The organism is Dietzia sp. UCD-THP, from assembly GCF_000349585.1.
Classification (GTDB): domain Bacteria; phylum Actinomycetota; class Actinomycetes; order Mycobacteriales; family Mycobacteriaceae; genus Dietzia; species Dietzia natronolimnaea_A.
The window spans coordinates 238,001-262,134 of sequence record NZ_KB714650.1 but is presented as its reverse complement, the minus strand read 5'-3'; the positions used below and the strand labels follow the sequence as shown (position 1 = coordinate 262,134).

The window sequence follows — 24,134 nt, the reverse complement described above, 5'->3', positions numbered from 1 at the left end:
GTCCGATTCGGGTCCACGACCAAATAGCGAGGGTAGCCGGTGACTTCAGACCAGGTGGCAAAGCACGGAACGACTGATGTGGCGCTCATCGGCGCGGGCACCATGAGCGCGACGCTCGGTGCTCTCCTGCGTCGCCTCCAGCCCGACTGGCAGATCGAGATCTTCGAGCGACTCGAGGGCCCCGCGCTGGAGTCGTCCGATGCGTGGAACAACGCCGGCACCGGTCACTCCGCGCTCTGCGAGCTCAACTACTCGCCCAAGACCGCCGACGGCGACGTGGACATCTCCAAGGCCGTCAGCGTCAACGAGAAGTTCCAGGTCTCCCGGCAGTTCTGGTCCTATGCCGTGGAGAACACGATCCTCGGTGACCCGACGGAGTGGATCCGCCCGGTCCCGCACATGAGTTTCGTCTCCGGCGAGGCCGGCCAGGCGTACCTGCAGAAGCGGTACGACAAGCTCGCGGGTCACCCCCTGTTCCCCGGGATGGGCCACACCACGGACTTCGGAGAGCTCGAACGTCGCGTCCCCCTCATGGCCAGGGGCCGTTCCCCGGAGCAACCCTTCGCCCTCAGCTATTTCGACAACGGCACCGATGTGAACTTCGGCGCCCTCACCCGGCAGTTCGTCAAGTATCTGACCAGGACCGGCACCGAGGTCCACTACCAGAACCAGGTCAAGGACCTCGAGCGCAACACCGACGGGACCTGGCGGCTGACCGTGGCCAACCGCCACACCGGGGACGAGCGCACGGTGGACGCGAAGTTCGTCTTCGTCGGTGCGGGCGGCGGGGCGCTGCACCTGCTGCAGAAGTCAGGGATCCCGGAGATCAAGGGCATCGGCGGGTTCCCCGTCGGTGGCCAGTGGCTCCGCTGCACCAATCCCGACCTCGTCGATCAGCACCAGGCCAAGGTCTACAGTCAGGCGTCGGTCGGTGCGCCTCCGATGTCGGTGCCGCACCTCGACACCCGCGTCATCGACGGCAAGAAGGGCCTGCTCTTCGGCCCGTTCGCCGGATGGACCCCGAAGTTCCTCAAGATGGGCAGTTGGCTGGACCTGCCCTCGAGCGTCCGGCCGGGCAATCTGTTGCCCATGGCCAACATCGGACTCACGGAGATGGGTCTGGTCAAGTACCTCATCACCGAGTTGGCCAAGAATCACGGCGCGCGCGTCGACGCGCTCCGCGACTTCGTCCCGTCCGCGCAGGACGGTGAGTGGGAGAAGGTCGTCGCCGGGCAGCGCGTCCAGGTGATCAAGCCCAACGGTCGCGGTGGCACCCTCGAGTTCGGGACCGCGGTGGTCAACGCGGCCGACGGATCGATCGCCGGTCTGCTGGGCGCGTCCCCCGGTGCCTCCACGGCGGTCGACGCGATGGTCGACGTGCTCCAGCGTTGCTTCCCGAGCCGGTTCGCCGACTGGAAGCCCGCGCTCGAGGAGATGATCCCGTCGCTCGGGCGCGACCTGGCCGCCGAACCGAGTCTGTTCGCCGAGCAGTTCGAGCGGTCGACCCGCACACTCAAGCTCGACCAGAAGGTCTGACGCCGGGCCGGACCCGCCACGAACGACCCCGCCATCCCCCGGTCGCCGCGCCATCGCGGCCGGGGGATCGCCTGTTCGGGCCCCCGGGGGCGAGGCGGTCCCGGCCACCGGTGGCCGATAGGATCGGCGGCATGATCCGGCCCGTGAACCCGTACCCCGTCGGCCTGGACCTCGAAGGCCGCCGAGTCGTGGTGATCGGCGGTGGATCGGTGGCCCAGCGGCGGATTCCCGTGCTCCTGGACTCCGGTGCCGTCGTCCACCTGGTAAGTCCTGAGATCACACCGACGCTGCAGGGGCTGGTCGACTCCGGGCGGATCCGCTGGGAGGCCCGCGAGTTCCGCTCGGGCGACCTCGACGGTGCCTGGTACGTGGTGGCGGCCACCAAGGACTCGCTGGTCAACGCGAGAGTCGCGGCGGAGGCGGAACAGGACCGCACCTTCTGCGTGCGGTCGGACGCGGTCCACTCCGGCACCGCGGTGACGCCTGCGGTCGTCCGCCGCGACGAGATGCTGGTCGCGGTGCTCACCGGCGACCGGGCGCGTACCGCAGAGGCCCGCGACGTCGTGGCCCGCGCGCTGGACGGCGCGAGCGCCGGGACGCCGGACGCCGAGGAGGAGCTGCGGGGCACGGTCGCGCTGGTCGGCGGTGGCCCGGGAGCAGACGACCTCATGACGGTGCGCGGCAGAAATCTGCTCTCGCGCGCCGACGTCGTGGTGGCCGACCGGCTCGCGCCCCAGCGGCCGCTGGGGGAGCTGCGTCCGAACGTGGAGATCGTCGACGCGGCCAAGATCCCGTACGGCAGGTCCATGGCCCAGGACGCCATCAACCAGGTGCTCGTGGACCGGGCGCGGGAGGGCAAGTTCGTCGTCCGGCTCAAGGGCGGCGACCCGTTCCTCTACGGGCGGGGATACGAGGAGGCACAGGCCTGCGCGGAGGCCGGGATCCCCTGCAGCGTCGTCCCCGGGGTGTCCAGCGCGCTCAGCGTCCCCGCTCTGGCGGGGATCCCCGTGAGCAACCGCGGCATGACCCATGAGGTCACCATCGTCTCGGGTCATCTACCGCCGGGCCACCCGGGCTCTCTGATCGACTGGGAGGCCCTGGCACGGATGCGGGGGACGCTGGTCATCCTCATGGGGGTCAAGAACTCCCCGGCCATCGCGGAGTCGCTCATGGCCGGTGGGCGGTCGGCGGACACGCCCGCCGCGATCATCGTGGACGGAAGCCTCGACGGTCAGATGACGCACCGGTGCACTCTCGGGACCATGGCGGACACCCTGGCCGGCCGTGACGTACGGCCACCGGCGATCGTCGTGGTCGGCGCGGTCGCCGGGCTCCCACAGTTCCTGACCCGGGCCTGAGGTGGCTCTCTAGGGGAGGGTCACCATCGTCAGGGTGGTGGCCGAGTCGTGCTCGAGGGTGTGCCCCGCGCGCCTGGCCACCCGCAGTAGCGCCGGTATGTCCGTCATCTCCGCGCGTGAGGTCGCGAGCGATCGGGCGAGGAGCCCCTTGTGGTGCTTGGAGAAGTGGGAGACCACCTTGCGGGTGCTGTCCGGATACTGGGTGACGACATCGACCGTGACGGCGCCCGGAACCGGCCCCAGCTGCTGGTAACCCCCTGACCGGAGATCGATCACGAGGTCGTCCGCCCACTCGGAGGTGGCGGCGGTGAGCGAGGGCTTCCACACGGAACGGAGCGTGCCGAGTCCGGGTAGTCGGGTCCCCGCGGAGAGTCGGTAGTGGGGGATGGGGTCGCCGGCGGCGAGCAGTCCGAACAGCGCCGACCCGATCCACAACCGCGATTCGGCGCGCGACCGGGTGGCCCGGGTGAAGGAGGACTGGTCCAGCGCGTCGTAGAGCACCCCGGTGTACCGGCTGAGCGCGGGCGCGGTGGGTGAGGACCACAGGTGCGCGTCGTGCGTCACCTCGGCGGCGAGCGAGTCGCCCAGGCCGAGGGTGGCTCGTGCGCCGTCCGGATCGTCGACGCACATCGCGACCAGGGCTCCGGCCACCGTTCGCCGGGTGTCGGTGAGCGCGGGGAGCGACAGTGCCGCCAGATCCAGGGGGGAGCCCGACCCGCCGACGGACTTGGTCTCGGAGGGCGAGAGGAGGATGCGCACCCGGCCGAGGCTACCGTCGCGCCGGAGGCGGGCCCCCGGGCGGCTAGGCTTGGCCACCGTGATCACGCGTCTGTCCCACCTCTTCCTGCGTACGCTCCGCGACGACCCGGCCGATGCCGAGGTCCTGAGCCACAAGCTGCTGGTCCGAGCCGGCTACGTCCGGCGCGTCGCGCCCGGCGTGTACTCGTGGCTCCCCCTCGGTCTGCGCACCCTCCGGCGGATCGAGCAGGTCGTACGAGAGGAGATGAACGCCTCCGGCGCCCAGGAGATCAGCCTGCCCGCGCTCCTGCCCCGCGAGCCCTACGAGGCGACGGGCCGGTGGACCGAGTACGGGCCGGCGCTGTTCCGTCTCAAAGACCGCAAGGGCAACGACATGCTTCTCGGCCCCACCCACGAGGAGTTGTTCACGCTCACGGTGCAGGGTGAGTACTCCTCGTACAAGGACCTGCCCGTCACCCTGTACCAGATCCAGTCCAAGTACCGGGACGAGGAGCGGCCCCGCGCGGGAATCCTCCGGGGGCGTGAGTTCACCATGAAGGACTCGTACTCCTTCGACGTGGACGACGCCGGTCTCGAGCGCTCGTACCAGGTGCACCGGGAGACCTACCAGCGCATCTTCGACCGCCTGGGAATCGAGTACGTGATCTGCGCCGCCACCTCGGGGGCGATGGGCGGTTCGGCGTCCGAGGAGTTCCTGGCGATCTCCCCGGCGGGTGAGGACACCTTCGTCAGGTCGACGGACGGGCGTTATGCGGCCAACGTCGAGGCCGTTGTGACCCCGGCTCCGCCCGCCCGCCCGCTCGAGGGGCTACCCGCCGCCGTCGTCCACGACACCCCGGGGACGCCGACGATCGCGTCCCTGGTCGACTGGGCCAACGGAGCGGGGCTCGGCCGCGAGGTGACCGCGGCGGACACGCTCAAGAACGTGATGCTCAAGGTCCGCGCCCCGGGTGCGGACTGGGAACTGATGGGCGTGGGCCTGCCCGGGGACCGCGAGGTCGACATGAAGCGCCTCGAGGCGGCGCTCGAACCCGCCGAGGTCGCGGTGCTGGACGAGGCCGACTTCACCGCCAACCCGTTCCTCGTCAAGGGGTACATCGGCCCCGGGGCCCTGGCCGCTAACGAGGTCCGGTACCTGGTGGACCCCAGGGTGGTCGAGGGGACCGCGTGGATCACCGGTGCGGATAAGCCCGGCAGGCACGTGGTGGACCTGGTCTGCGGCCGCGACTTCACCCCCGACGGCACGATCGAGGCCGCGGAGGTCAGGGAGGGTGACGAGGCACCCGACGGCCACGGCACGCTCACCCTCGCACGGGGGATCGAGATCGGCCACATCTTCCAACTCGGTCGCAAGTACACGGACGCCTTCGGATTCGACGTCCTCGGGGAGAACGGCAAGCCCGCGCGGGTGACGATGGGCTCGTACGGTATCGGGGTGTCCCGGCTGGTGGCCGTGCTGGCCGAGCAGTACGCGGACGAGAAGGGTCTGGTCTGGCCGGCCGCCGCGGCGCCGGCAGACGTCCACGTGGTGATCGCCAACAAGGACGAGGCGGCGATCAGCGGGGCCGCGACGCTCGTCGAGGCGTTCGACCGGGCCCGCCTCGAGGTGATCTTCGACGACCGCAAGGCCTCGCCGGGAGTGAAGTTCAAGGACGCCGAGCTGATCGGTGTCCCGTGGGTCGTCGTGGTGGGCCGTGGCTGGTCGGAGGGGACGGTCGAGCTCCGCGAACGCGCGACGGGAGAGGTCACCCAGGTCCCGGTGGACGGCGCCGCCGAGGAGATCGTCCGCCTCATCGGGGCCGGGCGCTAGCCGGTCGGGACCGGGAGCGCGACGGTCGGGGCCGGGCGCTGCCCGGTCAGGCCTGGGGCGGGAAGCCGGGTAGCGCCTCGAACGGGGCGCCCGGGACCAGCGTCCGCCACCGCTGGAGCTGGATCGACGCGGCCGTGAGGGCGTCGAGACAGAACCTCCGGATCTCCGGCGACCGCGCGGTGCCGATCTCCGTGCGCCACGCCTCGCAGCAATCGGACTCGAGACGGATGGCGAGGAGCACGGGCGAGGTCGGGGTGTCGGGGGTCGTCAGATAGCCGACCGGGGCGGCGGGGGCCCCGGGCCAGAGTTCCTCCGCGGCGTCCCGCCGGGCGCGGTGGGCGGCGAGTTCACGCAGGGCCGCGGCGCGGATGGAGCCGTCGGCAGCGGCCAGGACGAGGCCGTAGCCGTAGACGGCGGCGTCCTCGGCCGCCAGGCCGGGTGGAGTCGTCATGCCAGCACCACCTCGACCGCGGTGGTGCAGGCGGCGGACACCGAGGCCGCGAGTTCGGACCGGTATCCGCGGGAGTCCACGGCGACCTCGCCGGCGCGACGCGCGTCCTCGCGTAGACGCTCCCGGACCTCCCCGATGGGGGGACAGACCGCTGGTGCCCCGGCCCCGGGTACGTCCGCAGTGTCGATGGGCTCCGCTGTGTCGCCGGGCTCCACCTCGGCGGCGTCGATCTCAGAGGCCCCGATCTCGGCGTAGAGCCGCTCGGCGTGGATGCGGCGGGCATCGGAGATCCTGCGGAGCCGGGGGGCGTCGTCACCGTGCGAGGCGTCCGCGGCGGCGAGCTCCCGGGCGTCCCGGGCGGCGGCCACGGCCAACGCCAGCAGGGGATCCGGTTCGTTGTCGGCCGGGGGTAGGGCACACCCTCCGGCGAGCGCCATCCCGGTGACGACCGCGGTCACGGCGACGAAACGTCGGCGCGACACGGGGGCGGTGAAGGAATCGGGCACCCCGACATCCTGCCAGGGCCCGTCGGTAGCCGGGCCCGGGGGCGGTACAGTGATCCGGCCCGTCTGCAATTCGGATCGGCACCCACCAGCCGCGACGCCAGGAGCACAGTGATCGTCCCCGAGCCCGACAGGGCGCACATCCGCAGCGCGGTCGTCGACCGCGGACTCGAACTCGAGGAGATCCGGGAGGACTCCCGGGCGGCCGCCTGGCACGTCACCGTCGTCGTCGATGGCGACTCCGGTGTGACCCTGGACGATCTCGCGAGCCTGTCGACCGATCTCGATGCGGTCGCCGAGCAGTGGGGGGCACCCGACCGGGCGGTGACGTTCGAGGTGACGAGCCGCGGTGTGGACGCCCCTCTGGAGGCTCCCCGGCACTGGAGACGGGCTCGCGGACGCCAGGTCGACCTGACCTACGTCGAGGGTGTGGGCGGTCCGGCCCGTGGGCGGATCGGTGACCTCGACGAGGAGAACGGGATCGTCCGGCTGGTCTCGAGGTCGGGTCGTGGGATGCGTGTGGACTCGGTACCGTTGGACGGCGTGGCACGCGCTGTGATCCGGGTCGAGTTCCGTCCCGCTCCGGAGGACGAACTCGCCCTCCTGTCGGAGCCCGCGAACCCCGGACGTGGCGGGCGAGAAGGAGAAGACAGTTGAACATCGACATGGCGGCGCTGAACATGTTGTCCCAGGAGCGGGAGATCCCGTTGGACGACCTGGTGCGGACCCTCGAGAACGCCCTGCTCACCGCGTACAAGCGCACTGAGGATGCGCACCGCGTCGCGAGGATCCAACTCGACCGGAAGGCCGGGACCGTCACCGTGATGGCCGCCGAGGTCGACGAGGAGGGCAACCGGATCGGCGAGTTCGACGCCACGCCCTCCGATTTCGGCCGGGTGGCGGCGGCGACGGCCCGGCAGATCATCCTCCAACGCCTGCGGGAAGCCGAGACCGAGCGGATCTACGGCGACCTCGTGGCCCGCGAGGGCGAGGTGGTCAGCGGGGTCATCCAGTCGGACTCACGCGCGAACGCCCGAGGGATCGTCGTCGTGCACATCGGGCCCGAGAACGGAGGGACCGAGGGCACCATCGCGCCGGCCGAACAGGTTCCGGGCGAGACCTACGAGCACGGTGCGCGCATCAAGTGCCACGTGGTGGGGGTCCACAAGGGCCCGCACGGTGCCTCGGTGTCGCTGTCCCGTACCCACCCCGACCTCGTCCGTGGCCTGTTCGCCCTGGAGGTGCCCGAGATCGGCGACGGCTCGGTCCGCATCTCGGCGATCGCGCGCGAGGCCGGCCACCGGACCAAGATCGCGGTGGAGACCACCGTGTCGGGGCTCAACGCCAAGGGCGCGTGCATCGGGCCCAACGGCGCCCGCGTACGGGCGGTGATGGCGGAACTGAACGGCGAGAAGATCGACATCGTCGACTTCGACGAGGACCCGACGGTCTTCGTCGGCAACGCGCTGTCGCCTGCCAAGGTCATCTCCGTGACCGTGGCGGACGCCGAGACCAGGGCGGCGCGGGTCGTGGTCCCCGACTACCAGCTCTCGCTCGCGATCGGCAAGGAGGGCCAGAACGCTCGCCTGGCCCACCGCCTGACGCAGTGGCGGATCGACATCCACAGCGACGCGGAGTGACCTCCGGCGCGTGCGCGGTCCACGCGGTCGGGCGCGCCGTTAGTCTCGATGGTCAACGACCTGTAGACTCATCTGATGTCACAGTGACTTCACGTTCACCCACTCGCGTGGGGGAGCGGTGAGAAACCGAGGCGGCCTCATGCGGGTGCGACACGACCAGCAGCAGAGCGCGGCCGAGGTGCGGGGTCCGGTTCGGACCTGCGTCGGCTGTCGCCGTCGGGATTCAGATTCCCGGCTCCTGCGGATCGTCCTCGATCCACGGGCGGCGGCCCTCTCACCGGACCCCGGCCGGCGAGCGGTCGGACGGGGAGCCTGGGTGCACCGTGACCAGCGGTGCATCACGACAGCACTCGACCGCAAGGCCTTCACCAGGTCGCTGCGGATCACCGGGAACGTGTCCCACGACGCGATCTCGGAGGTGCTCGAGACGCTATCGTCGTGAGCACGAGACCACCCGTCGGCCGCATGGGCCGATCGGGGGAGCACATGAGAAGGAACGGACCAGACACGATGAGCACACCGTGAAGCTCCAGCGATGAACGTCCATCGAATGTAGACCGAGGTCGCGCGGCCAGCCCTGCCGTGGAGACCTCGCAGTGAGGAGAGCAGTGGCAGGCAAGCCCCGGGTACACGAACTGGCAAAAGAGTTCGGTATCACCAGTAAAGAACTTCTGACGAAACTCCGCGATCAGGGGGAGTTCGTCAAATCCGCATCCTCGACCCTCGAGGCGCCGGTCGTCCGTCGCCTCCGTGAGTCGCACGCACCGGCGGCCGGAGGATCCGACGCCGCGACCGCGACGCCCGGCACGGGTGGGTCGACCGCTCCCAAGCCCGGCGGGGCCTCCAAGCCCTCGCCGGGACCCCGTCCGGGTGCGGATCCCCGCAAGGCCGCTCCCAAGCCCGCGGCGGACCGGCCCACCCCCGGTGCCAGGCCCGCGGCCCCGGCTCCCAAGCCCGCGGCGGACCGGCCCACTCCCGGTGCCAGGCCCGCGGCACCGGTGCCCGGACCCGCCCCCGAGGCGCCGGCTGCCTCGCGTCCGGCACCCGGACCACGTCCGGCCGGACCGAAGCCGGGCCCCAAGGCCCCGCGCGTCGGAAACAACCCGTTCTCGAGCGGCACCACCCCGCCGCCGCGACCGCAGGGCGGTGCACGGCCGACCCCCGGCCAGGGCGGTCCCCGTCCGGGCGGCCAGCGTCCGGCTCCGGGGCAGGGCGGTCCCCGTCCGGCTCCCGGCCAGGGCGGTCCCCGTCCGGCGCAGCGTCCGGGCGCAGCGGGTCCGGGTGGTCCCCGTCCCAGCCCCGGCCAGATGCCCGGGCAGGTCGCACGTCCCGCCGCGGGCCGTGGCAGGCCGGGCGGCCCGGGCGGTCGTCCGGGTGGCGGAGGTTTCCGCCCCGGTGGCGGTGCCGGTGCCCCAGCAGCGGGAGGCGGCGGTTTCCGCGGTCGCCCCGGCGGCGGAGGCAACCGTGGCCGCAGCGGTGCGGCCGGTGCGTTCGGTCGGCCCGGAGGCGCGCCCCGCAGGGGACGCAAGTCCAAGCGGCAGAAGCGTCAGGAATACGACTCGATGCGGGCCCCCGAGGTCGGCGGCGTGCGGCTCCCCGACGGTCGTGGGCAGGTCCTGCGGCTGGCACAGGGTGCCTCGCTGAGCGATTTCGCGGACAAGATCGACGTCAACCCGTCACAGCTGGTCCAGGCGCTGTTCAACCTCGGCGAGATGGTCACTGCCACGCAGTCCGTCACGCCGGAGACCCTGCAGCTCCTCGGCGAGGAGATGGGCTTCAAGGTCCAGGTCGTAAGCCCCGAGGACGAGGACCGCGAGCTGCTCGACTCGTTCGATCTGTCCTTCGGTGAGGACGAGGGCGGCGAGGACGATCTCGAGATCCGTCCCGCGGTCGTCACCGTCATGGGTCACGTCGACCACGGCAAGACCCGCCTGCTCGACAGCATCCGGTCGGCGAAGGTCGGCGAGGGCGAGGCCGGTGGCATCACCCAGCACATCGGTGCGTACCAGGTCACAGTGCCGGTCGACGAGGTCGACCGGACGATCACCTTCATCGACACCCCGGGTCACGAGGCGTTCACCGCCATGCGCGCCCGGGGCGCCAAGTCGACGGACATCGCGATCATCGTGGTCGCGGCGGACGACGGTGTGATGCCGCAGACGGTCGAGGCGATCAACCACGCGCAGGCGGCCGACGTGCCGATCGTCGTGGCGGTCAACAAGATCGACAAGGAGGGCGCGCAGCCCGACAAGATCCGCGGCCAGATGACCGAGTACGGGCTCGTGCCGGAGGAGTACGGCGGCGACACGATGTTCGTCGACATCTCCGCCAAGCAGGGGCTCAACATCGACTCGCTGCTCGAGGCCGTCGTCCTCACGTCGGACGCGGCTCTGGACCTGCGGGCGAACCCGGACATGGACGCGCAGGGCGTGGCCATCGAGGCGCACCTCGACCGCGGACGCGGTCCGGTCGCCACGGTGCTCGTCCAGCGCGGCACCCTGCGGGTCGGCGACTCGATCGTCGCCGGCGACGCGTACGGCCGCGTCCGGCGGATGGTCGACGAGCACGGCGAGGACGTCGCCGAGGCGACTCCCTCGCGTCCGGTCCAGGTGATCGGTCTGACCAGCGTCTGCGGCGCGGGTGACACCCTGATGGTGGTCGACGAGGACCGCACCGCACGGCAGATCGCCGACAAGCGCAACGCGCGCAAGCGCAACGCGCTCGCCGCTCGGTCCCGCCGCCGGATCAGCCTCGAGGACCTGGACTCGCATCTCAAGGAGACGAGCCAGCTCAACCTCATCATCAAGGGCGACAACGCCGGTACGGTCGAGGCCCTCGAAGAGGCCCTCATGGGTATCGAGATCGACGACGAGGTGCAGTTGCGGGTCATCGACCGCGGTGTCGGTGCGGTCACCGAGACCAACGTCAACCTGGCTGCCGCATCCGACGCCGTCATCATCGGGTTCAACGTCCGCGCGGAGGGCAAGTCGACCGAGTTGGCGAACCGCGAGGGCGTCGACATCCGGTACTACTCGATCATCTACCAGGCGATCGACGAGATCGAGAGCGCGCTCAAGGGCATGCTCAAGCCGATCTACGAGGAGAAGAAGCTCGGGCAGGCGGAGATCCGCCAGTTGTTCCGTTCCTCCAAGCTCGGCAACATCGCGGGCTGCATGGTCCTCGACGGGATCATCCGCCGCAACGCCAAGGCCCGCCTCATCCGCGACGGCAAGGTCGTCGTCGAGGAGATGAGCGTGTCCTCGCTGCGCCGCGAGAAGGACGACGTGACCGAGGTCCGGGAGGGCTTCGAGTGTGGTCTCACCGTGACGTACTCCGACATCAAGATCGGTGACGTCATCGAGACCTACGAGCTCGTCGAGAAGCCGCGCGACTGACGTCGACGGCGACACCCCTGGGGGCAGGTTCCGTGGTCTGCGGGCCTGCCCCCACGGCATTCTGGGAATCGAACGGCCGCCCGGCGGCCGCATCACGTCAAGGAGGATCGCCATGGCCGGAAAGGGACGGGCCGGACGGCTCGGCAAGCGGATCGGGGAGATCGTCGCAACGGCGATCGAGCACGAGATCAAGGACCCGCGTCTGGAGTTCATCACCATCACGGACTCCCGGATCACCGCGGATCTTCGGGTGGCCACCCTCTACTACACGGTCCGGGGCGAGACGCTGGACGAGGACCCGGACCTCGAGGCCGCGGAGGACGCGCTGGCCACGGCCCGGGGTCGCCTCCGGACGATGGTCGGTAAGCAGACCGGGGTGAAGTTCACCCCCGAGTTGACCTTCGTCCTGGACTCCGTGCCGGACGCCGCGCGTCAGATGGAGGAGTTGCTCGCCCGGGCACGGGCGCAGGACGAGGAGGTCCGACGCGTGGCGCAGGGCGCACGTCCCGCCGGCGACGAGGACCCCTACCGCAGGGACGACGAGGTGGAACGGCCGGAGGACGACGACCGGTGATCACCCTGGTGGACGCGGCCGGCGCGGCGGGCGTCCTGGCCCGGCACCGCGAGGTGACCGTGCTGTGCCACGTCCGCCCCGACGCCGACGCCCTCGGCAGTTCCGCGGGTCTCGCCCGCGCTCTGCGCGCGGACGGCGTCGTTGTCCACCACTCGTTCGACCCCGGGGCCGTGCCGGACCCGCTCCGGGTCATTCCGGGCACGGACCGTGTGGTACCGATCGACGAGGTACCGGAACACGACGGCCTCGTGGTGGCACTGGACTGTGCCAGCCCGGATCGGGTGGGCGACTGGGATCGGCTGACCCGGTCGGCGTCCGAGGTGCTGGTGGTGGATCATCACCGTTCCAACCCCGGCTTCGGGACGCACCTGTTCCTGGATCCCGGGGCGGCCTCGACCGCGAGCATGGTCCTCGATGTACTCGATGCTGGTCGCTATCCGGTCGACCCCGAGTTGGCGACCAGCCTCTACGCGGGTCTCGTCACCGATACCGGGTCTTTCCGGTGGGGTGGCGCGGGGTCGCACGACACGGCCCGGAGACTACTCGCCGCGGGTGCGGAGTCCAGGGCGGTCGGTTTCGCGCTGCTCGACGCGCACTCCTTCCCCTGGCTCCGCGTGCTGGGGCAGCTCCTGAGCACGGCCCGACTCGACCCCGGCGCGGTCGGGGGACGAGGAGTGGTCTGGCTGACGGTACCGCACGAGGTCGTGGTGTCGGCGGACGAGGCCGACGTCGAGTCGCTCGTGTCCCACCTGCAGGGGGTGAGAGAGGCGCAGGTCGCGGTTCTCGTCAAGGAGATCCGGCCGGGAGAGTGCGCGGTATCACTCCGTTCCCGTCCCGGTGGCGGCGGCGACGGCATCGATGTCTCGGCCGTCGCCTCGGCGCTCGGCGGGGGAGGGCACCCTGCAGCGGCCGGTTGTACCGTACGCGGAGACATCGCACACGTCACGGCGAGGCTCAGTGAACTCCTCGTCTGACCCGGAGCCGCGGCCCACCGCTCCGGAGACGGGCGTGGGGGAGCTCGGCCGCCGGCTGTGGTCGATCGCGCTACCGGTCCTCCCGGTGCTGGCCGCCGAACCGATCTACCTGCTCGTCGACGGGATCGTCGTGGGCCGACAGGGCCCCGAGGACCTCGCCGCGCTGGGTGTCGGCGCCCTGGTGTTGCTAGTGCTCGGCACCCAGATGAACTTCCTCTCGTACGGGACGACAGCCCGGGCCGCCCGACTCCACGGAGCCGGACGGCGGTCGGACGCGGTGGCGGAAGGGGTCCAGGCCACCTGGATCGCGCTCTCGGTCGGTGTGGTCGTGGTGGCCGGCGTCCACGCGTTCCTCGGCCCGCTGACGCGTGTGCTCGCGGCCGACGCCGAGGTGGCTACCAGCGCCGCGGACTGGCTGAGGGTGGCGGTGTGGGGTATCCCGTGCATCCTGGTCGCGTCCGCCGGGCACGGGTGGATGCGGGGAGTCCAGCGTGTCAGGACGCCCCTCGCGCTGGTCGCGGTGGGGATAGGGGTCTCCACGATCGGCTGCGTGGTGCTCGTGCCCGGTCTGGGACCCGCGCCCGCGCTGGGTCTGGTGGGCAGTGCGTGGTCCAACCTGGCGGGGCAGCTGATCATGGCCGGTGGATTCCTCGGAGCCCTGGTGCTCGAGCACCGCGGGTTTCGGGAGCACAGCGGGTTTGAGGAACACAGTGGATCGCTGCGTCCGCGGTGGAGCGTGATAGTCGGGCAGCTCCGTCTGGGAGTGAACCTGGTCATCCGTACCGCGTCCTTCCAGGTGACCTTCGCCGTGGCCACCACGGCCGCCGCGGCGGCGGGCGTCGACTCACTCGCCGCACATCACCTCGCGCAGCAACTGTGGGCCCTGTACACCCTGGTACTCGACTCGGTGGCGATCGCGGCGCAGTCACTCGTCGGTGCCGCGTTGGGCGCCGGCCTGGCCTCCCAGGGCCGCGCCCTGGCCCGCGCGGTGGTCGTGTGGTCGGTGGGGCTCGGCGTCGGGCTCGCCGTGATCACGGTGCTCTTCCGGGACCCGATGTCGACCCTCCTGTCGGGAGACACGGAGGTCGCCGGCCGACTCGTCGTGGCGTTGACCGGCATGGCCCTCGTGGTGATCCCGGCCGCCCTGGTGTTCGGGCTCGACGGCGTCCTGCTGGGCGCGGGTGACGCCGCGTACCTGCGCACGAGCACCGTGATCGCGGCCCTGTGCGGCTTCCTCCCCGTGCTCCTGGCCACGAGACACTTCGGCTGGGGGCTCGTGGGCATCTGGTGGGGTATGGGCGTGTTCGTGGCGATGCGACTCATCGCGGTCGTCGCCCGGGTCCGCGGTGACCGCTGGCTGGTCCTGGGAGCACAGACTCCAGCCGGTCGACCGTCGGAGGAGGCCAGGGCATGACCCGTGACCCGAGCCTGCGCGCGGTGTCCGACCTGCACGTCGGCCACCGTGGCAACGCCGGCGTCCTCGACGACATCCAGCCGGCCCACCCGGGGGACTGGCTGATCGTGGCCGGAGACGTGGCGGAGAAAGCCGATCACGTGATCGGCGCACTGGAGCGTCTCGTGGACCGGTTCGAGCGAGTGATCTGGGTGCCGGGCAACCACGAGTTGTGGATCGGCTCCGACGACAACGGGATCAGCTCCACCACCAAGTACGACCGGCTGGTCTCCGCATGCCGCTCGATCGGGGTCGACACCCCCGAGGACCCCTACCCGCTGTGGACCGGCCCGGGGGGACCGGCGTGGGTCGTGCCGATGTTCCTGCTCTACGACTACTCATGGACCCGATCCCCCGGCCAGTCGCGGCAATCGGCTCTCAAGGGCGCCCGGGAACGACGGGTGGTGGCGTCGGACGAGTTCCTCATCGACCCGGCCCCGTACCCGGATGTCGCTGCCTGGTGTGCCGCTCGCCTGGTCGCCACGACGACCAGACTCGCGGCCCTGGACCCGGCGCACCCCACCGTGCTGGTGAACCACTGGCCACTGCTACGCGCCCCGACGGAGGTCCTGCGCCACCCGGATTTCGCGCTGTGGTGCGGCACCGGGCAGACCGCGGACTGGCACCGTCGATATCGGGCCTCGGCCTGTGTCTACGGACACCTGCACATCCCGCGCAGCACCGTCCACGACTCGGTGCGCTTCGAGGAGGTCTCGCTGGGATACCCGCGTGAGTGGGCGGCCCGTGGCCGACCCGATCCTCTGGCCCGCCAGGTCCTCCCGGTCCCGGCCCTCCGTCAGGTGCGGTGGATCCGGGGAGAGATGGGTATGCCGAGAATCGCGCGACCCGGTGAGACCGGACCCGACCTGGAGGAGGAACGGTGATCAGGGACCTGCTGCCCGACGACGTGGTGGCCGTCGCGTTCGACGAGCTCGGCATGACCGACGAGGCGGCGTTGGCCGCCATGTACCCGGTCGAGGCCGAGCAGATCGCCCGGGCCGTCGAGAGCCGGCGGATCGAGTTCGCCGCGGTCCGGGCCTGCGCGCGGGAGGCGATGAGCAGGCTGGGCGTTCCCCCCGGCCCGATCACGCGGGGCGGCAGAGGGATGCCTATCTGGCCCGCGGGGGTGGTGGGCACCCTGACCCACACCGGAGGCCTGCGGGCCGCGGCGGTGGGGCCGGTGGCCCGGATCCGCTCCCTCGGACTGGACGTCGAACCCCACGGGCCGCTGCCCGAGGGGGTCCTCGAGGCGATCTCGTTACCCGAGGAGGCCGCCTGGGTGACCGCGGCGCGGGAGGAGGAGGGGACGGTCCACTGGGACCGCCTGCTGTTCACGGCCAAGGAGGCGACCTACAAGACCTGGTATCCGCTCACCCGGAGATGGCTGGGATTCGCCGACGCACACATCACCCTGACGCCCACCCACGTCGGCGGCCGGTCCGCCTCGGGTGAGTTGCGGTCGAGGATCCTCGTCGACCCGCGCGCGGTCGACGGGGGACCCGACCTGGGGGAGTTCCACGGCCGGTGGGCGCTGCGGGACGGTCACATCGCCTCGGCGATCGTGCTTCGGCCGGGCGGTGGGGGATAGCGTGTCCGGCGTGACCCCGCGCAGACCCGACCCCCGCCCCGCTCCCGCCCCCGGACTCGTCGTGGTCGACAAACCGGGCGGCATGACCAGTCACGACGTGGTCGGGCGCCTGCGCCGGTACTTCGGCACCCGCAAGGTGGGGCACGCCGGAACACTCGACCCCATGGCCACCGGCGTCCTGGTGGTGGGGATAGAACGCGCCACCAAGCTCCTGGGGCTGCTCGCGCTGGAGACCAAGTCCTATCGGGCCACGATCCGACTCGGGGAATCCACCACCACCGACGACGCGGAGGGCGAGACCACGGCGCGGGTCGACGCCTCGGCGGTGACCGTCGAGGCGATCGACGCCGCGGTCGCGGCACTCACGGGAGAGATCGAGCAGGTGCCGTCCTCGGTGAGCGCGATCAAGGTGGCCGGCCGACGTGCCTACGACCGGGTCCGGGCGGGGGAGGACGTCCGGCTCGACGCGCGCACCGTGACGGTGTCGCGATTCGAGATCCTCGAGCGCATTCCTTCCGGAGCGGTGGTGGACCTCGTCGTCGTCGTCGACTGCTCCACCGGCACCTACATCCGCGCACTGGCCCGCGACCTCGGTGCCGCGCTCGGGGTGGGCGGGCATCTCACCGCACTGCGCCGGACGTGCGTCGGACCGTTCGGACTGGACGTCGCCCGCACGCTCGGGGAGCTCGAGGAGGAGCCGCGGTTGTCCCTGGACCTCGACACCGCCGCGTTGACCGCCTTCCCCCGCCGCGACGTCGACGCGGACGAGGCGGAAGGACTGCGACACGGGCGGTGGCTGGAGGCCAGGGGTGACGACGGGGTGGTCGCCGCAGTGGGTCCGGACGGACGGGTCGCCGCCCTGGTCTCCGAGTCCGGAAAGCGCGCCGCTCCGGTCGTCGTCATGCGACCGGCGGGCCTGTGACGCCCGGGCGTAAGGTGGTCGCCGTGCAGCTGTGGCGGACGTTCGACGAGATCGTGATCCCCGACGGCGGGACCTCCGTCGCACTCGGGGTGTTCGACGGACTCCACCGGGGCCACCGGAGCCTGGTGGACCACGCGGTGGCGGCCGGGCGCGAGTCGGGGGCGAGCCCGGTGTTGGTGACGTTCGATCCGCACCCGGTCGAGGTGATCCGACCCGGCACCCATCCCCTCGTCCTGACGCCGCTTCGCAGACGCGCCGAACTGGCCGGTGGTCTCGGTGTCGACGCGGTCTTCGCCCTGCCCTTCGACACCGACATGGCCTCGTGGGACCCCGAGGAGTTCGTCGACCGCGTTCTGGTCCGGGGGTTGCGCAGTCGCTCCATCACCGTGGGGAGCAACTTCTCCTTCGGTAGACGAGCCGCGGGAACACCGGAGACGCTGCGTGAGCTGGGCTCCGAGCGGGGGATCGACGTGCGCGTGATGGACCTGCTGGAACTCGGTGGGGAACCGGTCTCCTCCTCCCGGATACGTCGACTGCTCGCGGAGTCGGACGTGGCCGGCGCGGCGACGATCCTCGGTCGTCCCCACCGCGTGTCCGGCACCGTCGTGCACGGGGCCGGACGCGGAGGGCGCGACCTGGGGTACCCGACGGCGAACCTGGACCTGCCGGAGTACACGGCCGTACCCGTCGACGGCGTCTACGCCGGGTGGTTCACCCTTCTCGACGACCACGACGTCGACGGGACGATCCTCCCCGGCCGGCGCTATCCCGCTGCGATCTCCGTGGGCACCAATCCGACCTTCGGGGAGGCGGCGCGCAGTGTCGAGGCGTTCGTGCTCGACGAGTCGGCGGACCTCTACGGTCGGGTGGCCGCCGTCGACTTCGTGGACCACGTCCGCGACATGGAGAAGTTCTCCTCGGTCGATGACCTGCTGGTGGCGATGGACCGTGACGTCGCCAGGACCAGAGTCGTCCTCGACGTGGGGGCCGCGCGCCACTGACGCCGATTGGGGTGTCGGCTCCGGGCGCTGGTAACGTCTTCTCTCGGCCCTCCTGCGGTCCGCGGCGGCGGGGTCACTCATTTTCGCGGACTGGAACAACCAGGAGTCACCCATGGCGTTGAGCACCGAAGAGAAGAAGGCCGTCCTGGCCGAGTACGGGATCCACGAGACCGACACCGGTTCGCCCGAGGCCCAGGTCGCGCTGCTCACCAAGCGGATCAGCCAGCTGACCGAGCACCTCAAGACCCACCAGCACGACCACCACTCCCGTCGCGGCCTCCTCCTGATGGTGGGCCGTCGTCGTCGACTGCTCAAGTACATCGCGAAGGTCGACATCGCGCGCTACCGCTCGCTCATCGAGCGCCTCGGCCTGCGTCGCTGAGCGGACTCCGCCCGCACCGCCACCGTTCCCCGTCCTCGTCGAGGGCGGGGAACAGTGCTGTGTGGGGGCGGTGCCCGGAGTGTCAGCGATGACCCGGGGGAGTTGCCACTGGTAGCCTGATCACGGCCGGTGCGCGCGCACCGGGTGTCGACAGGTCCGATTGACGGTCCTCGGTAGTGGCTGCCGGAACCGCGGGTGCCCCGGGAGGGGGCGCCGGCTCCGGCCGCTTCGATCGAAGACCGGAATCGCCACCGGGACACCCTGACGCGTGATCCGGCGGGCCCGGCGGGGACGTCTCCGCCGTGAGGCCCCAGTCACCGACAGAACAGGACTACACATGCCAGAAATTACGGCCGTCGAGGTCGAAGACGGGGTCTTCGAGACCGTCGCGACCATCGACAACGGCGACTTCGGTCGCCGCGAGGTGCGATTCGAGACCGGGCGCCTTGCCAAGCAGGCCGCCGGGTCGGTCGTCGCGTACCTCGACGACGACACCATGCTGCTGTCCGCCACGACGGCGGGAAAGCATCCCAAGGAGCATTTCGACTTCTTCCCCCTGACGGTGGACGTCGAGGAGCGGATGTACGCCGCGGGGCGCATCCCGGGCTCGTTCTTCCGCCGTGAGGGCCGGCCCAGCACCGACGCCATCCTCACGTGTCGCCTCATCGACCGCCCGCTGCGGCCCACCTTCGCGGACGGCGTCCGCAACGAGGTCCAGGTCGTCGTGACCGTCATGAGCCTCGACCCCAAGGACCTCTACGACGTCGTGGCGATCAACGCCGCCTCGGCCTCCACGCAGCTGTCCGGCCTCCCGTTCTCGGGGCCGGTCGGTGGCGTGCGGATCGCCCTCATCCCCACCGCCGCCCGTCCCGAGGGGCAGTGGGTCGCTTTCCCGACCGTCGAACAGCTCTCCGAGGCGGTCTTCGACATGGTCGTCGCCGGCCGTGTCGTGGGCTCCGGTGACAATGCCGACGTCGCCATCATGATGGTCGAGGCCGAGGCCACCGAGACCGTCATCGAGAAGATCGCGGGAGGCGCGCAGGCGCCCACCGAGGACGTGGTGGCGCAGGGTCTCGAGGCGGCCAAGCCGTTCATCTCCGAGCTGTGTGCCGCCCAGCAGGCGCTGGCCACCGCGGCACCCGCCGAGGCCCGTGAGTTCCCCCTCTTCCCGCCCTACCAGGAGGATGCGCTCGCCGCGGTCTCCGAGGTGGCCGAGGCCAAGCTCGGCGAGATCATGTCGATCGCCGACAAGCAGGAGCGCGACGGCGCGACCGATCAGCTCAAGGCCGAGGTCCTGGCGTCGCTGGAGGAGAAGTTCTCCGGGCGTGTCGGGGAGCTGGGTGCCGCGTTCAAGTCGCTCACCAAGAAGATCGTGCGGAAGCGGATCCTCACCGACCACTTCCGTATCGACGGCCGCGGCGTCAGGGACATCCGCGCGCTGTCCGCCGAGGTCGAGGTCATCCCGCGGGCCCATGGTTCCGCCCTGTTCGAGCGCGGTGAGACGCAGATCCTCGGCGTCACCACACTGGACATGGTCAAGATGGCCCAGCAGATCGACTCGCTCGGTCCGGAGACCAGCAAGCGCTACATGCACCACTACAACTTCCCGCCGTACTCCACCGGTGAGACCGGCCGGGTGGGCTCTCCCAAGCGACGCGAGATCGGCCACGGAGCCCTCGCGGAGCGTGCGCTCGTGCCGGTGCTACCCAGCGTCGAGGAGTTCCCGTACGCCATCCGCCAGGTCTCCGAGGCGTTGAGCTCCAACGGTTCCACCTCGATGGGCTCCGTCTGCGCCTCCACCCTGTCCCTGCTCAACGCCGGTGTCCCGCTGCGGGCGCCGGTGGCGGGCATCGCGATGGGCCTGGTCTCCGACGAGGTCGACGGCGAGACCCGCTACGTCGCCCTGACCGACATCCTCGGTGCCGAGGACGCGTTCGGGGACATGGACTTCAAGGTCGCCGGCACGGGCATGTTCGTCACCGCTCTACAGCTCGACACCAAGCTCGACGGCATCCCGTCCGAGGTCCTTGCCGGCGCGCTCACCCAGGCCCGCGAGGCCCGCCTGACCATCCTCGACGTGATGGCCGAGGCGATCGACGAGCCCGACGAGCTGAGCCCGTTCGCTCCCCGCATCATCGCGATCAAGGTCCCGGTCGACAAGATCGGCGAGGTGATCGGGCCCAAGGGCAAGATGATCAATTCGATCACCGAGGAGACCGGTGCGTCCGTCTCGATCGAGGACGACGGCACCGTCTACATCGGTGCCACCGACGGGGAGTCGGCCCAGGCCGCGATCGACAAGATCAACGCCATTGCCAACCCGCAGCTGCCCAAGGTCGGCGAGCGGTTCCTCGGAACCGTCGTCAAGACCGCCCCGTTCGGCGCCTTTCTGTCGCTGCTGCCGGGTCGCGACGGCCTGGTGCACATCTCGAAGCTCGGCCAGGGCAAGCGCGTCGGCAAGGTCGAGGACGTCGTGAACGTCGGCGACAAGATGCAGGTCGAGATCGCGGACATCGACAACCGCGGCAAGATCAGCCTCGTGCCCGTGGGCGACGAGTCCGCCGCGTCCGAGGCATCCTCCGACGCCGAGGGCGACGACAACTGATCCACCGCCGGGGTCGGCTCGCGCGCCCCGGCACCTAGCGAGGCACGTACCCCGGGTCCCGGGGTGCGTGCCTCGCATCGCTGGAAGGGAGAGCCACCGTGGACCCCACGATCAGGGTGGACAGGTCGATCCCCGGGCTGCGTGTCGTCACCGAGGACCTCCCGTGGTGCCACACGGCGGCGGTCGGGGTGTGGATCGCGGCGGGATCCGCGAACGAGGCGCCAGGGGAGCACGGCGCCGCGCACTTTCTCGAACACGTCCTGTTCAAGCGGACGGCCACGACATCGGGCCGGGAGCTCTCCGAGCGGATCGATCTCCTCGGGGGCGACCTCAACGCCTACACCGGCCGTGAGCACACCTGCTATCACGTGCACGTCCCGGCCGAGGGCCTGGGGACGGCGGTCGACGTGCTGGTCGACGTGGTGGCGAACGGGTCCTGCGCGGCGGACGACGTGGAGATCGAGCGGGACGTGGTGCTCGACGAGCTCGCGGGCCGGGCCGACGACCCTGAAGATCTCGCCTGTGAGCTGGTCACGGAGGCAGTCCTCGGTGACGACCCGTTGGCCCGCCCGATCATCGGTACCGAGGAGTCGGTGGCGGCACTGGACGCCGACACCCTGCAGTCCTTCCACCGGAGGGTTCTCCGCGCAGGTGATGTCGTGGTGGCCGCGGCGGGTCGCGTCGACCACGAGGAACTGGTCCGGCGCATCGCCGACGGACCGCTGGCCGCCGTGATCGCCGACGGGTCCGACGGCGCGGCATCCGCACGGCCTGACCCGCCCTCCGGCCCGGCGACCGGGCACGAGGGGTGGGCGCCGACGTCGGTTCTCGTGGGGGAGGACGACGACTCCGAACAGGTCCTCCTGGCGCTGGCCAGGCGAACCCCGTCGCGTGATCACCGGGACCGCGCGTCGGCGCAGGTGGCAACTGCCGTGCTCGGCGGCGGGCTGAGCTCCAGACTGTTCCAGCGGGTCCGCGAGGAGCTCGGGCTGGCCTACACGGTGTACGCGTCGATGGATCAGTTCCGCACCACCGGCCTCGTGTCGGTCGTCGCCGGCAGCCCGGTCGGTCGGGTGGACGCCCTGGGCGATGCTCTGGCCGAGGTCGTGTCCGGGATGGTCCGACGCCCCCCGTCCGTCGACGAGGTCGACCGGGCGATCGGGCACCTCACCGGGTCGATCAGGCTGGGGTTGGACGATCCGTTGTCGCGGATGACGCGGATCGGCCGCCACCTGTTGGACCGCGACGCGGTGGTGACCGTCGCCGACTCGCTGTCCCGCCTGCGCGCCGTGCGCCGCGACGACGTCGCAGACTACTGGACGGGCGAGATCGCGCCGTGGTGTCTGGCGGCCGTGGGTCCGGGCATGCCCGGCGCCGACGGTGCGGCTGGTCTCCTGGCCCGGGTGGGCGGATAGGCTGGTGGACGGTTCGCCTGATGGGCGGCTCGTCTGGCGGGCGGCTCGGCGACCGGTGAGGAGACTGGGGAGACGATGACGGTGACGAAGGTCGGAGTGCTCGGTGCACGCGGCAAGGTGGGCACGGCGATATGTGAGGCGGTCCGCGCGGCGGAAGACCTTGAACTCGTCGCCGAGGTGGACCACGGTGACCCGCTGGGGATGCTCACCGACGCCGGAGCGGAGGTTGTCGTCGACTTCACCCACCCCGACGTGGTGATGGACAACCTCGAGTTCTGCATCACGCACGGCATCCACGCGGTGGTCGGCACGACCGGATTCACCGACGAACGTCTGGAGACCCTGCGGGGGTTGCTCTCGTCCCATGCCGAGACCGGGGTCCTCGTGGCACCCAACTTCGCCATAGGAGCGATCCTCATGATGCGTTTCGCCGTCCAGGCCGCCAGGTACTTCCCCTCGGCCGAGATCGTGGAACTCCATCACCCGAACAAGGCCGATGCCCCGTCGGGAACGGCACACCGCACCGCCGAGATGATGGCCACCGCCCGCACCGCAGCCGGGATGGGCCCCTGCCCGGACGCCACCTCCACCGAGCTGGAGGGGGCGCGGGGCGCCGACGTCGGTGGGGTGAGGGTGCACTCGGTCCGCGTGACCGGCCTGGTCGCGCACCAGGAGGTGATCCTGGGGACCCAGGGAGAGACCCTGACGATCCGTCACGATTCCCTCGACCGCTCCTCCTTCGCGCCCGGTGTCCTCCTGGGCGTGCGCTCGATCTCGCGTGCGCCCGGGCTCACCGTGGGGCTCGACTCCTTCATGGATCTGTAGGCCGACCGTGGACAGAGTCGTCAAGCCCCTGGTCATGGCCCTCACGGCGGCCGGTCTGGTGGTGGCGTTCGCTTACCTGGTGTACCTCGGATGGTCCATGATCAGCCGATCCGAGTACCTCGCCATGCGTGGGTTCGGAGTCGGGATCATCCTGCTGACCGCCGTCGGAGCATGGGCGACGTGGGCGATCCTGCGGAACGGGTTCGAACTCCAGAAGATCTCCGCCGCCGCCGCCGCGGAGGGGATAGAGCTCGACGTCTCCACCCTGGACCACCGTCCCTCCGGCCGTCTCGAGCACGCCGCGGCGGACGAGCTGTTCGACCGGGTCAGTGCCGAGTACCAGGCGACCCCGGACGACTGGCGCGCCAACTATCGCCTGGCCCGGGCGTACGACCACGCGGGCGACCGCGCCCGCGCCCGGGAGATCATGCGCGTGGCCATCACCCTGCGCGAGGCGGACACCTCCGGTGCCCGGGATCAGCGATGAGCACCGTTCTCCTGGTGCACCACGCACCGTCCCCGAGGCTCCGCCGCATCCTGGAAGCCCTGGAGCGCGGGCTCGCGCATCCCGAACTCGAGGGCGTCGAGGTGGAGTCGGTACCCGCTCTGGCCACGACCGACGACCACGTACTCCGGGCGGACGGATACGTCCTGCTCACCCCGGCCAACTTCGGCTACATGTCCGGTGCGCTCAAGCACTTCTTCGACCGCACCTACTACACGTGCGAGGGCGCCGTGGCCGGTCGGCCCTTCGCACTGTGCGTGCACGGGGACGACGACACCTCGGGGGCCGTCACCTCGGTCGAGCGGATCACCACCGGGTGGGATCTGCGACCGGTGGCGCCGGCCCTGCATCTGACCGGCGAGCCCGGCGGCGAGGATCTCGACGCCGCGTCCGAGATCGCCGCGACGGTGGCCGCACACCTTCTCGGCTGACCCGCCG

At 70.9% G+C, this 24,134-nt stretch carries 23 protein-coding genes; 20 read left to right on the top strand and 3 right to left on the bottom strand.

The window, feature by feature from the left end; translation table 11 throughout:
• Window positions 1–39: 39 nt before the first annotated feature.
• Window positions 40–1,536, top strand: a complete 1,497-nt coding sequence (gene mqo / locus H483_RS29740; protein WP_031264887.1) for a malate dehydrogenase (quinone) — start codon at window positions 40–42, stop codon at window positions 1,534–1,536.
• A gap of 131 nt (window positions 1,537–1,667) precedes the next feature.
• Window positions 1,668–2,894 (top strand): uroporphyrinogen-III C-methyltransferase, encoded by a 1,227-nt coding sequence (gene cobA, locus H483_RS29735; RefSeq protein WP_017836954.1) that lies wholly within the window; start codon window positions 1,668–1,670, stop codon window positions 2,892–2,894.
• 9 nt (window positions 2,895–2,903) lie between these two features.
• Here the strand turns inward: cobA and H483_RS29730 are convergent, their stop codons facing one another.
• A complete protein-coding gene (locus H483_RS29730) occupies window positions 2,904–3,653 on the bottom strand; it encodes a YaaA family protein (RefSeq protein WP_017836953.1) in 750 nt (249 codons plus the stop codon).
• Between the two features lie 58 nt (window positions 3,654–3,711).
• Here H483_RS29730 and H483_RS29725 point away from each other — a divergent pair, with 58 nt between their 5' ends.
• On the top strand, window positions 3,712–5,463 hold the full coding sequence (locus H483_RS29725; protein WP_017836952.1) for a proline--tRNA ligase: 1,752 nt from the start codon (window positions 3,712–3,714) through the stop codon (window positions 5,461–5,463).
• 46 nt (window positions 5,464–5,509) lie between these two features.
• Here the strand turns inward: H483_RS29725 and H483_RS29720 are convergent, their stop codons facing one another.
• Complete coding sequence (locus H483_RS29720; protein ID WP_017836951.1) at window positions 5,510–5,914, bottom strand: DUF4439 domain-containing protein; 405 nt, start codon at window positions 5,912–5,914, stop codon at window positions 5,510–5,512.
• Window positions 5,911–6,420, bottom strand: a complete 510-nt coding sequence (locus H483_RS0119665) for a hypothetical protein (RefSeq protein ID WP_017836950.1) — start codon at window positions 6,418–6,420, stop codon at window positions 5,911–5,913. The genes H483_RS29720 and H483_RS0119665 overlap by 4 nt, the downstream gene beginning before the upstream one ends.
• Window positions 6,421–6,528: 108 nt before the next feature.
• On the opposite strand from H483_RS0119665, the gene rimP reads away from it, so the two are divergent.
• The 17 genes from rimP to H483_RS29635 all read left to right on the top strand — a co-directional run bounded on the left by rimP (window position 6,529) and on the right by H483_RS29635 (window position 24,127).
• The gene (gene rimP / locus H483_RS29715; RefSeq protein ID WP_017836949.1) at window positions 6,529–7,074 is read left to right on the top strand and encodes a ribosome maturation factor RimP; all 546 of its coding nucleotides are present in this window, start codon (window positions 6,529–6,531) and stop codon (window positions 7,072–7,074) included.
• Window positions 7,071–8,057, top strand: a complete 987-nt coding sequence (nusA, locus tag H483_RS29710) for a transcription termination factor NusA (RefSeq protein ID WP_017836948.1) — start codon at window positions 7,071–7,073, stop codon at window positions 8,055–8,057. The genes rimP and nusA overlap by 4 nt, the downstream gene beginning before the upstream one ends.
• A 118-nt stretch (window positions 8,058–8,175) precedes the next feature.
• Complete coding sequence (locus tag H483_RS29705) at window positions 8,176–8,499, top strand: YlxR family protein (protein ID WP_238556293.1); 324 nt, start codon at window positions 8,176–8,178, stop codon at window positions 8,497–8,499.
• A gap of 166 nt (window positions 8,500–8,665) precedes the next feature.
• A complete protein-coding gene (gene infB / locus H483_RS29700) occupies window positions 8,666–11,452 on the top strand; it encodes a translation initiation factor IF-2 (protein ID WP_031264885.1) in 2,787 nt (928 codons plus the stop codon).
• Between the two features lie 112 nt (window positions 11,453–11,564).
• Window positions 11,565–12,026: a 30S ribosome-binding factor RbfA gene (gene rbfA / locus H483_RS29695; protein ID WP_017836945.1), complete on the top strand. Its 462-nt coding sequence runs from the start codon at window positions 11,565–11,567 to the stop codon at window positions 12,024–12,026.
• Window positions 12,023–13,000: a bifunctional oligoribonuclease/PAP phosphatase NrnA gene (locus H483_RS29690; protein WP_017836944.1), complete on the top strand. Its 978-nt coding sequence runs from the start codon at window positions 12,023–12,025 to the stop codon at window positions 12,998–13,000. Before rbfA ends, H483_RS29690 begins: the two co-directional genes overlap by 4 nt.
• Complete coding sequence (locus tag H483_RS29685) at window positions 12,984–14,414, top strand: MATE family efflux transporter (RefSeq protein ID WP_238556292.1); 1,431 nt, start codon at window positions 12,984–12,986, stop codon at window positions 14,412–14,414. The genes H483_RS29690 and H483_RS29685 overlap by 17 nt, the downstream gene beginning before the upstream one ends.
• Complete coding sequence (locus tag H483_RS29680) at window positions 14,411–15,337, top strand: metallophosphoesterase (protein WP_017836942.1); 927 nt, start codon at window positions 14,411–14,413, stop codon at window positions 15,335–15,337. The genes H483_RS29685 and H483_RS29680 overlap by 4 nt, the downstream gene beginning before the upstream one ends.
• The gene (locus H483_RS29675) at window positions 15,334–16,041 is read left to right on the top strand and encodes a 4'-phosphopantetheinyl transferase (protein WP_017836941.1); all 708 of its coding nucleotides are present in this window, start codon (window positions 15,334–15,336) and stop codon (window positions 16,039–16,041) included. The genes H483_RS29680 and H483_RS29675 overlap by 4 nt, the downstream gene beginning before the upstream one ends.
• A 10-nt stretch (window positions 16,042–16,051) precedes the next feature.
• Entirely contained in the window at window positions 16,052–16,963 is a 912-nt protein-coding gene (gene truB, locus H483_RS29670) for a tRNA pseudouridine(55) synthase TruB (protein ID WP_031264884.1), read from the top strand.
• A gap of 23 nt (window positions 16,964–16,986) precedes the next feature.
• Entirely contained in the window at window positions 16,987–17,964 is a 978-nt protein-coding gene (locus H483_RS29665; protein WP_017836939.1) for a bifunctional riboflavin kinase/FAD synthetase, read from the top strand.
• Window positions 17,965–18,076: 112 nt separating this feature from the next.
• Window positions 18,077–18,346, top strand: coding sequence for a 30S ribosomal protein S15 (rpsO, locus tag H483_RS29660; protein WP_017836938.1), 270 nt, complete (start codon window positions 18,077–18,079; stop codon window positions 18,344–18,346).
• Window positions 18,347–18,683: 337 nt separating this feature from the next.
• Entirely contained in the window at window positions 18,684–20,951 is a 2,268-nt protein-coding gene (locus tag H483_RS29655; RefSeq protein ID WP_017836937.1) for a polyribonucleotide nucleotidyltransferase, read from the top strand.
• A 98-nt stretch (window positions 20,952–21,049) separates the two neighbouring features.
• Window positions 21,050–22,366 (top strand): pitrilysin family protein, encoded by a 1,317-nt coding sequence (locus tag H483_RS29650; protein ID WP_017836936.1) that lies wholly within the window; start codon window positions 21,050–21,052, stop codon window positions 22,364–22,366.
• A gap of 75 nt (window positions 22,367–22,441) precedes the next feature.
• The gene (dapB, locus tag H483_RS29645; RefSeq protein WP_017836935.1) at window positions 22,442–23,191 is read left to right on the top strand and encodes a 4-hydroxy-tetrahydrodipicolinate reductase; all 750 of its coding nucleotides are present in this window, start codon (window positions 22,442–22,444) and stop codon (window positions 23,189–23,191) included.
• Window positions 23,192–23,198: 7 nt separating this feature from the next.
• A complete protein-coding gene (locus H483_RS29640) occupies window positions 23,199–23,678 on the top strand; it encodes a hypothetical protein (protein WP_017836934.1) in 480 nt (159 codons plus the stop codon).
• On the top strand, window positions 23,675–24,127 hold the full coding sequence (locus H483_RS29635) for a flavodoxin family protein (protein ID WP_017836933.1): 453 nt from the start codon (window positions 23,675–23,677) through the stop codon (window positions 24,125–24,127). Before H483_RS29640 ends, H483_RS29635 begins: the two co-directional genes overlap by 4 nt.
• Window positions 24,128–24,134 lie beyond the last annotated feature (7 nt).

Excerpts from the sequence above, each read along its gene's own strand:
- cobA (WP_017836954.1), top strand. The coding sequence starts at position 1,668 with ATGATCCGGCCCGTGAACCCGTACCCCGTCGGCCTGGACCTCGAAGGC.
- H483_RS29720 (WP_017836951.1), bottom strand. The coding sequence starts at position 5,914 with ATGACGACTCCACCCGGCCTGGCGGCCGAGGACGCCGCCGTCTACGGC.
- rbfA (WP_017836945.1), top strand. The coding sequence starts at position 11,565 with ATGGCCGGAAAGGGACGGGCCGGACGGCTCGGCAAGCGGATCGGGGAG.
- H483_RS29680 (WP_017836942.1), top strand. The coding sequence starts at position 14,411 with ATGACCCGTGACCCGAGCCTGCGCGCGGTGTCCGACCTGCACGTCGGC.
- rpsO (WP_017836938.1), top strand. The coding sequence starts at position 18,077 with ATGGCGTTGAGCACCGAAGAGAAGAAGGCCGTCCTGGCCGAGTACGGG.
- H483_RS29655 (WP_017836937.1), top strand. The coding sequence starts at position 18,684 with ATGCCAGAAATTACGGCCGTCGAGGTCGAAGACGGGGTCTTCGAGACC.
- dapB (WP_017836935.1), top strand. The coding sequence starts at position 22,442 with ATGACGGTGACGAAGGTCGGAGTGCTCGGTGCACGCGGCAAGGTGGGC.
- H483_RS29635 (WP_017836933.1), top strand. The coding sequence starts at position 23,675 with ATGAGCACCGTTCTCCTGGTGCACCACGCACCGTCCCCGAGGCTCCGC.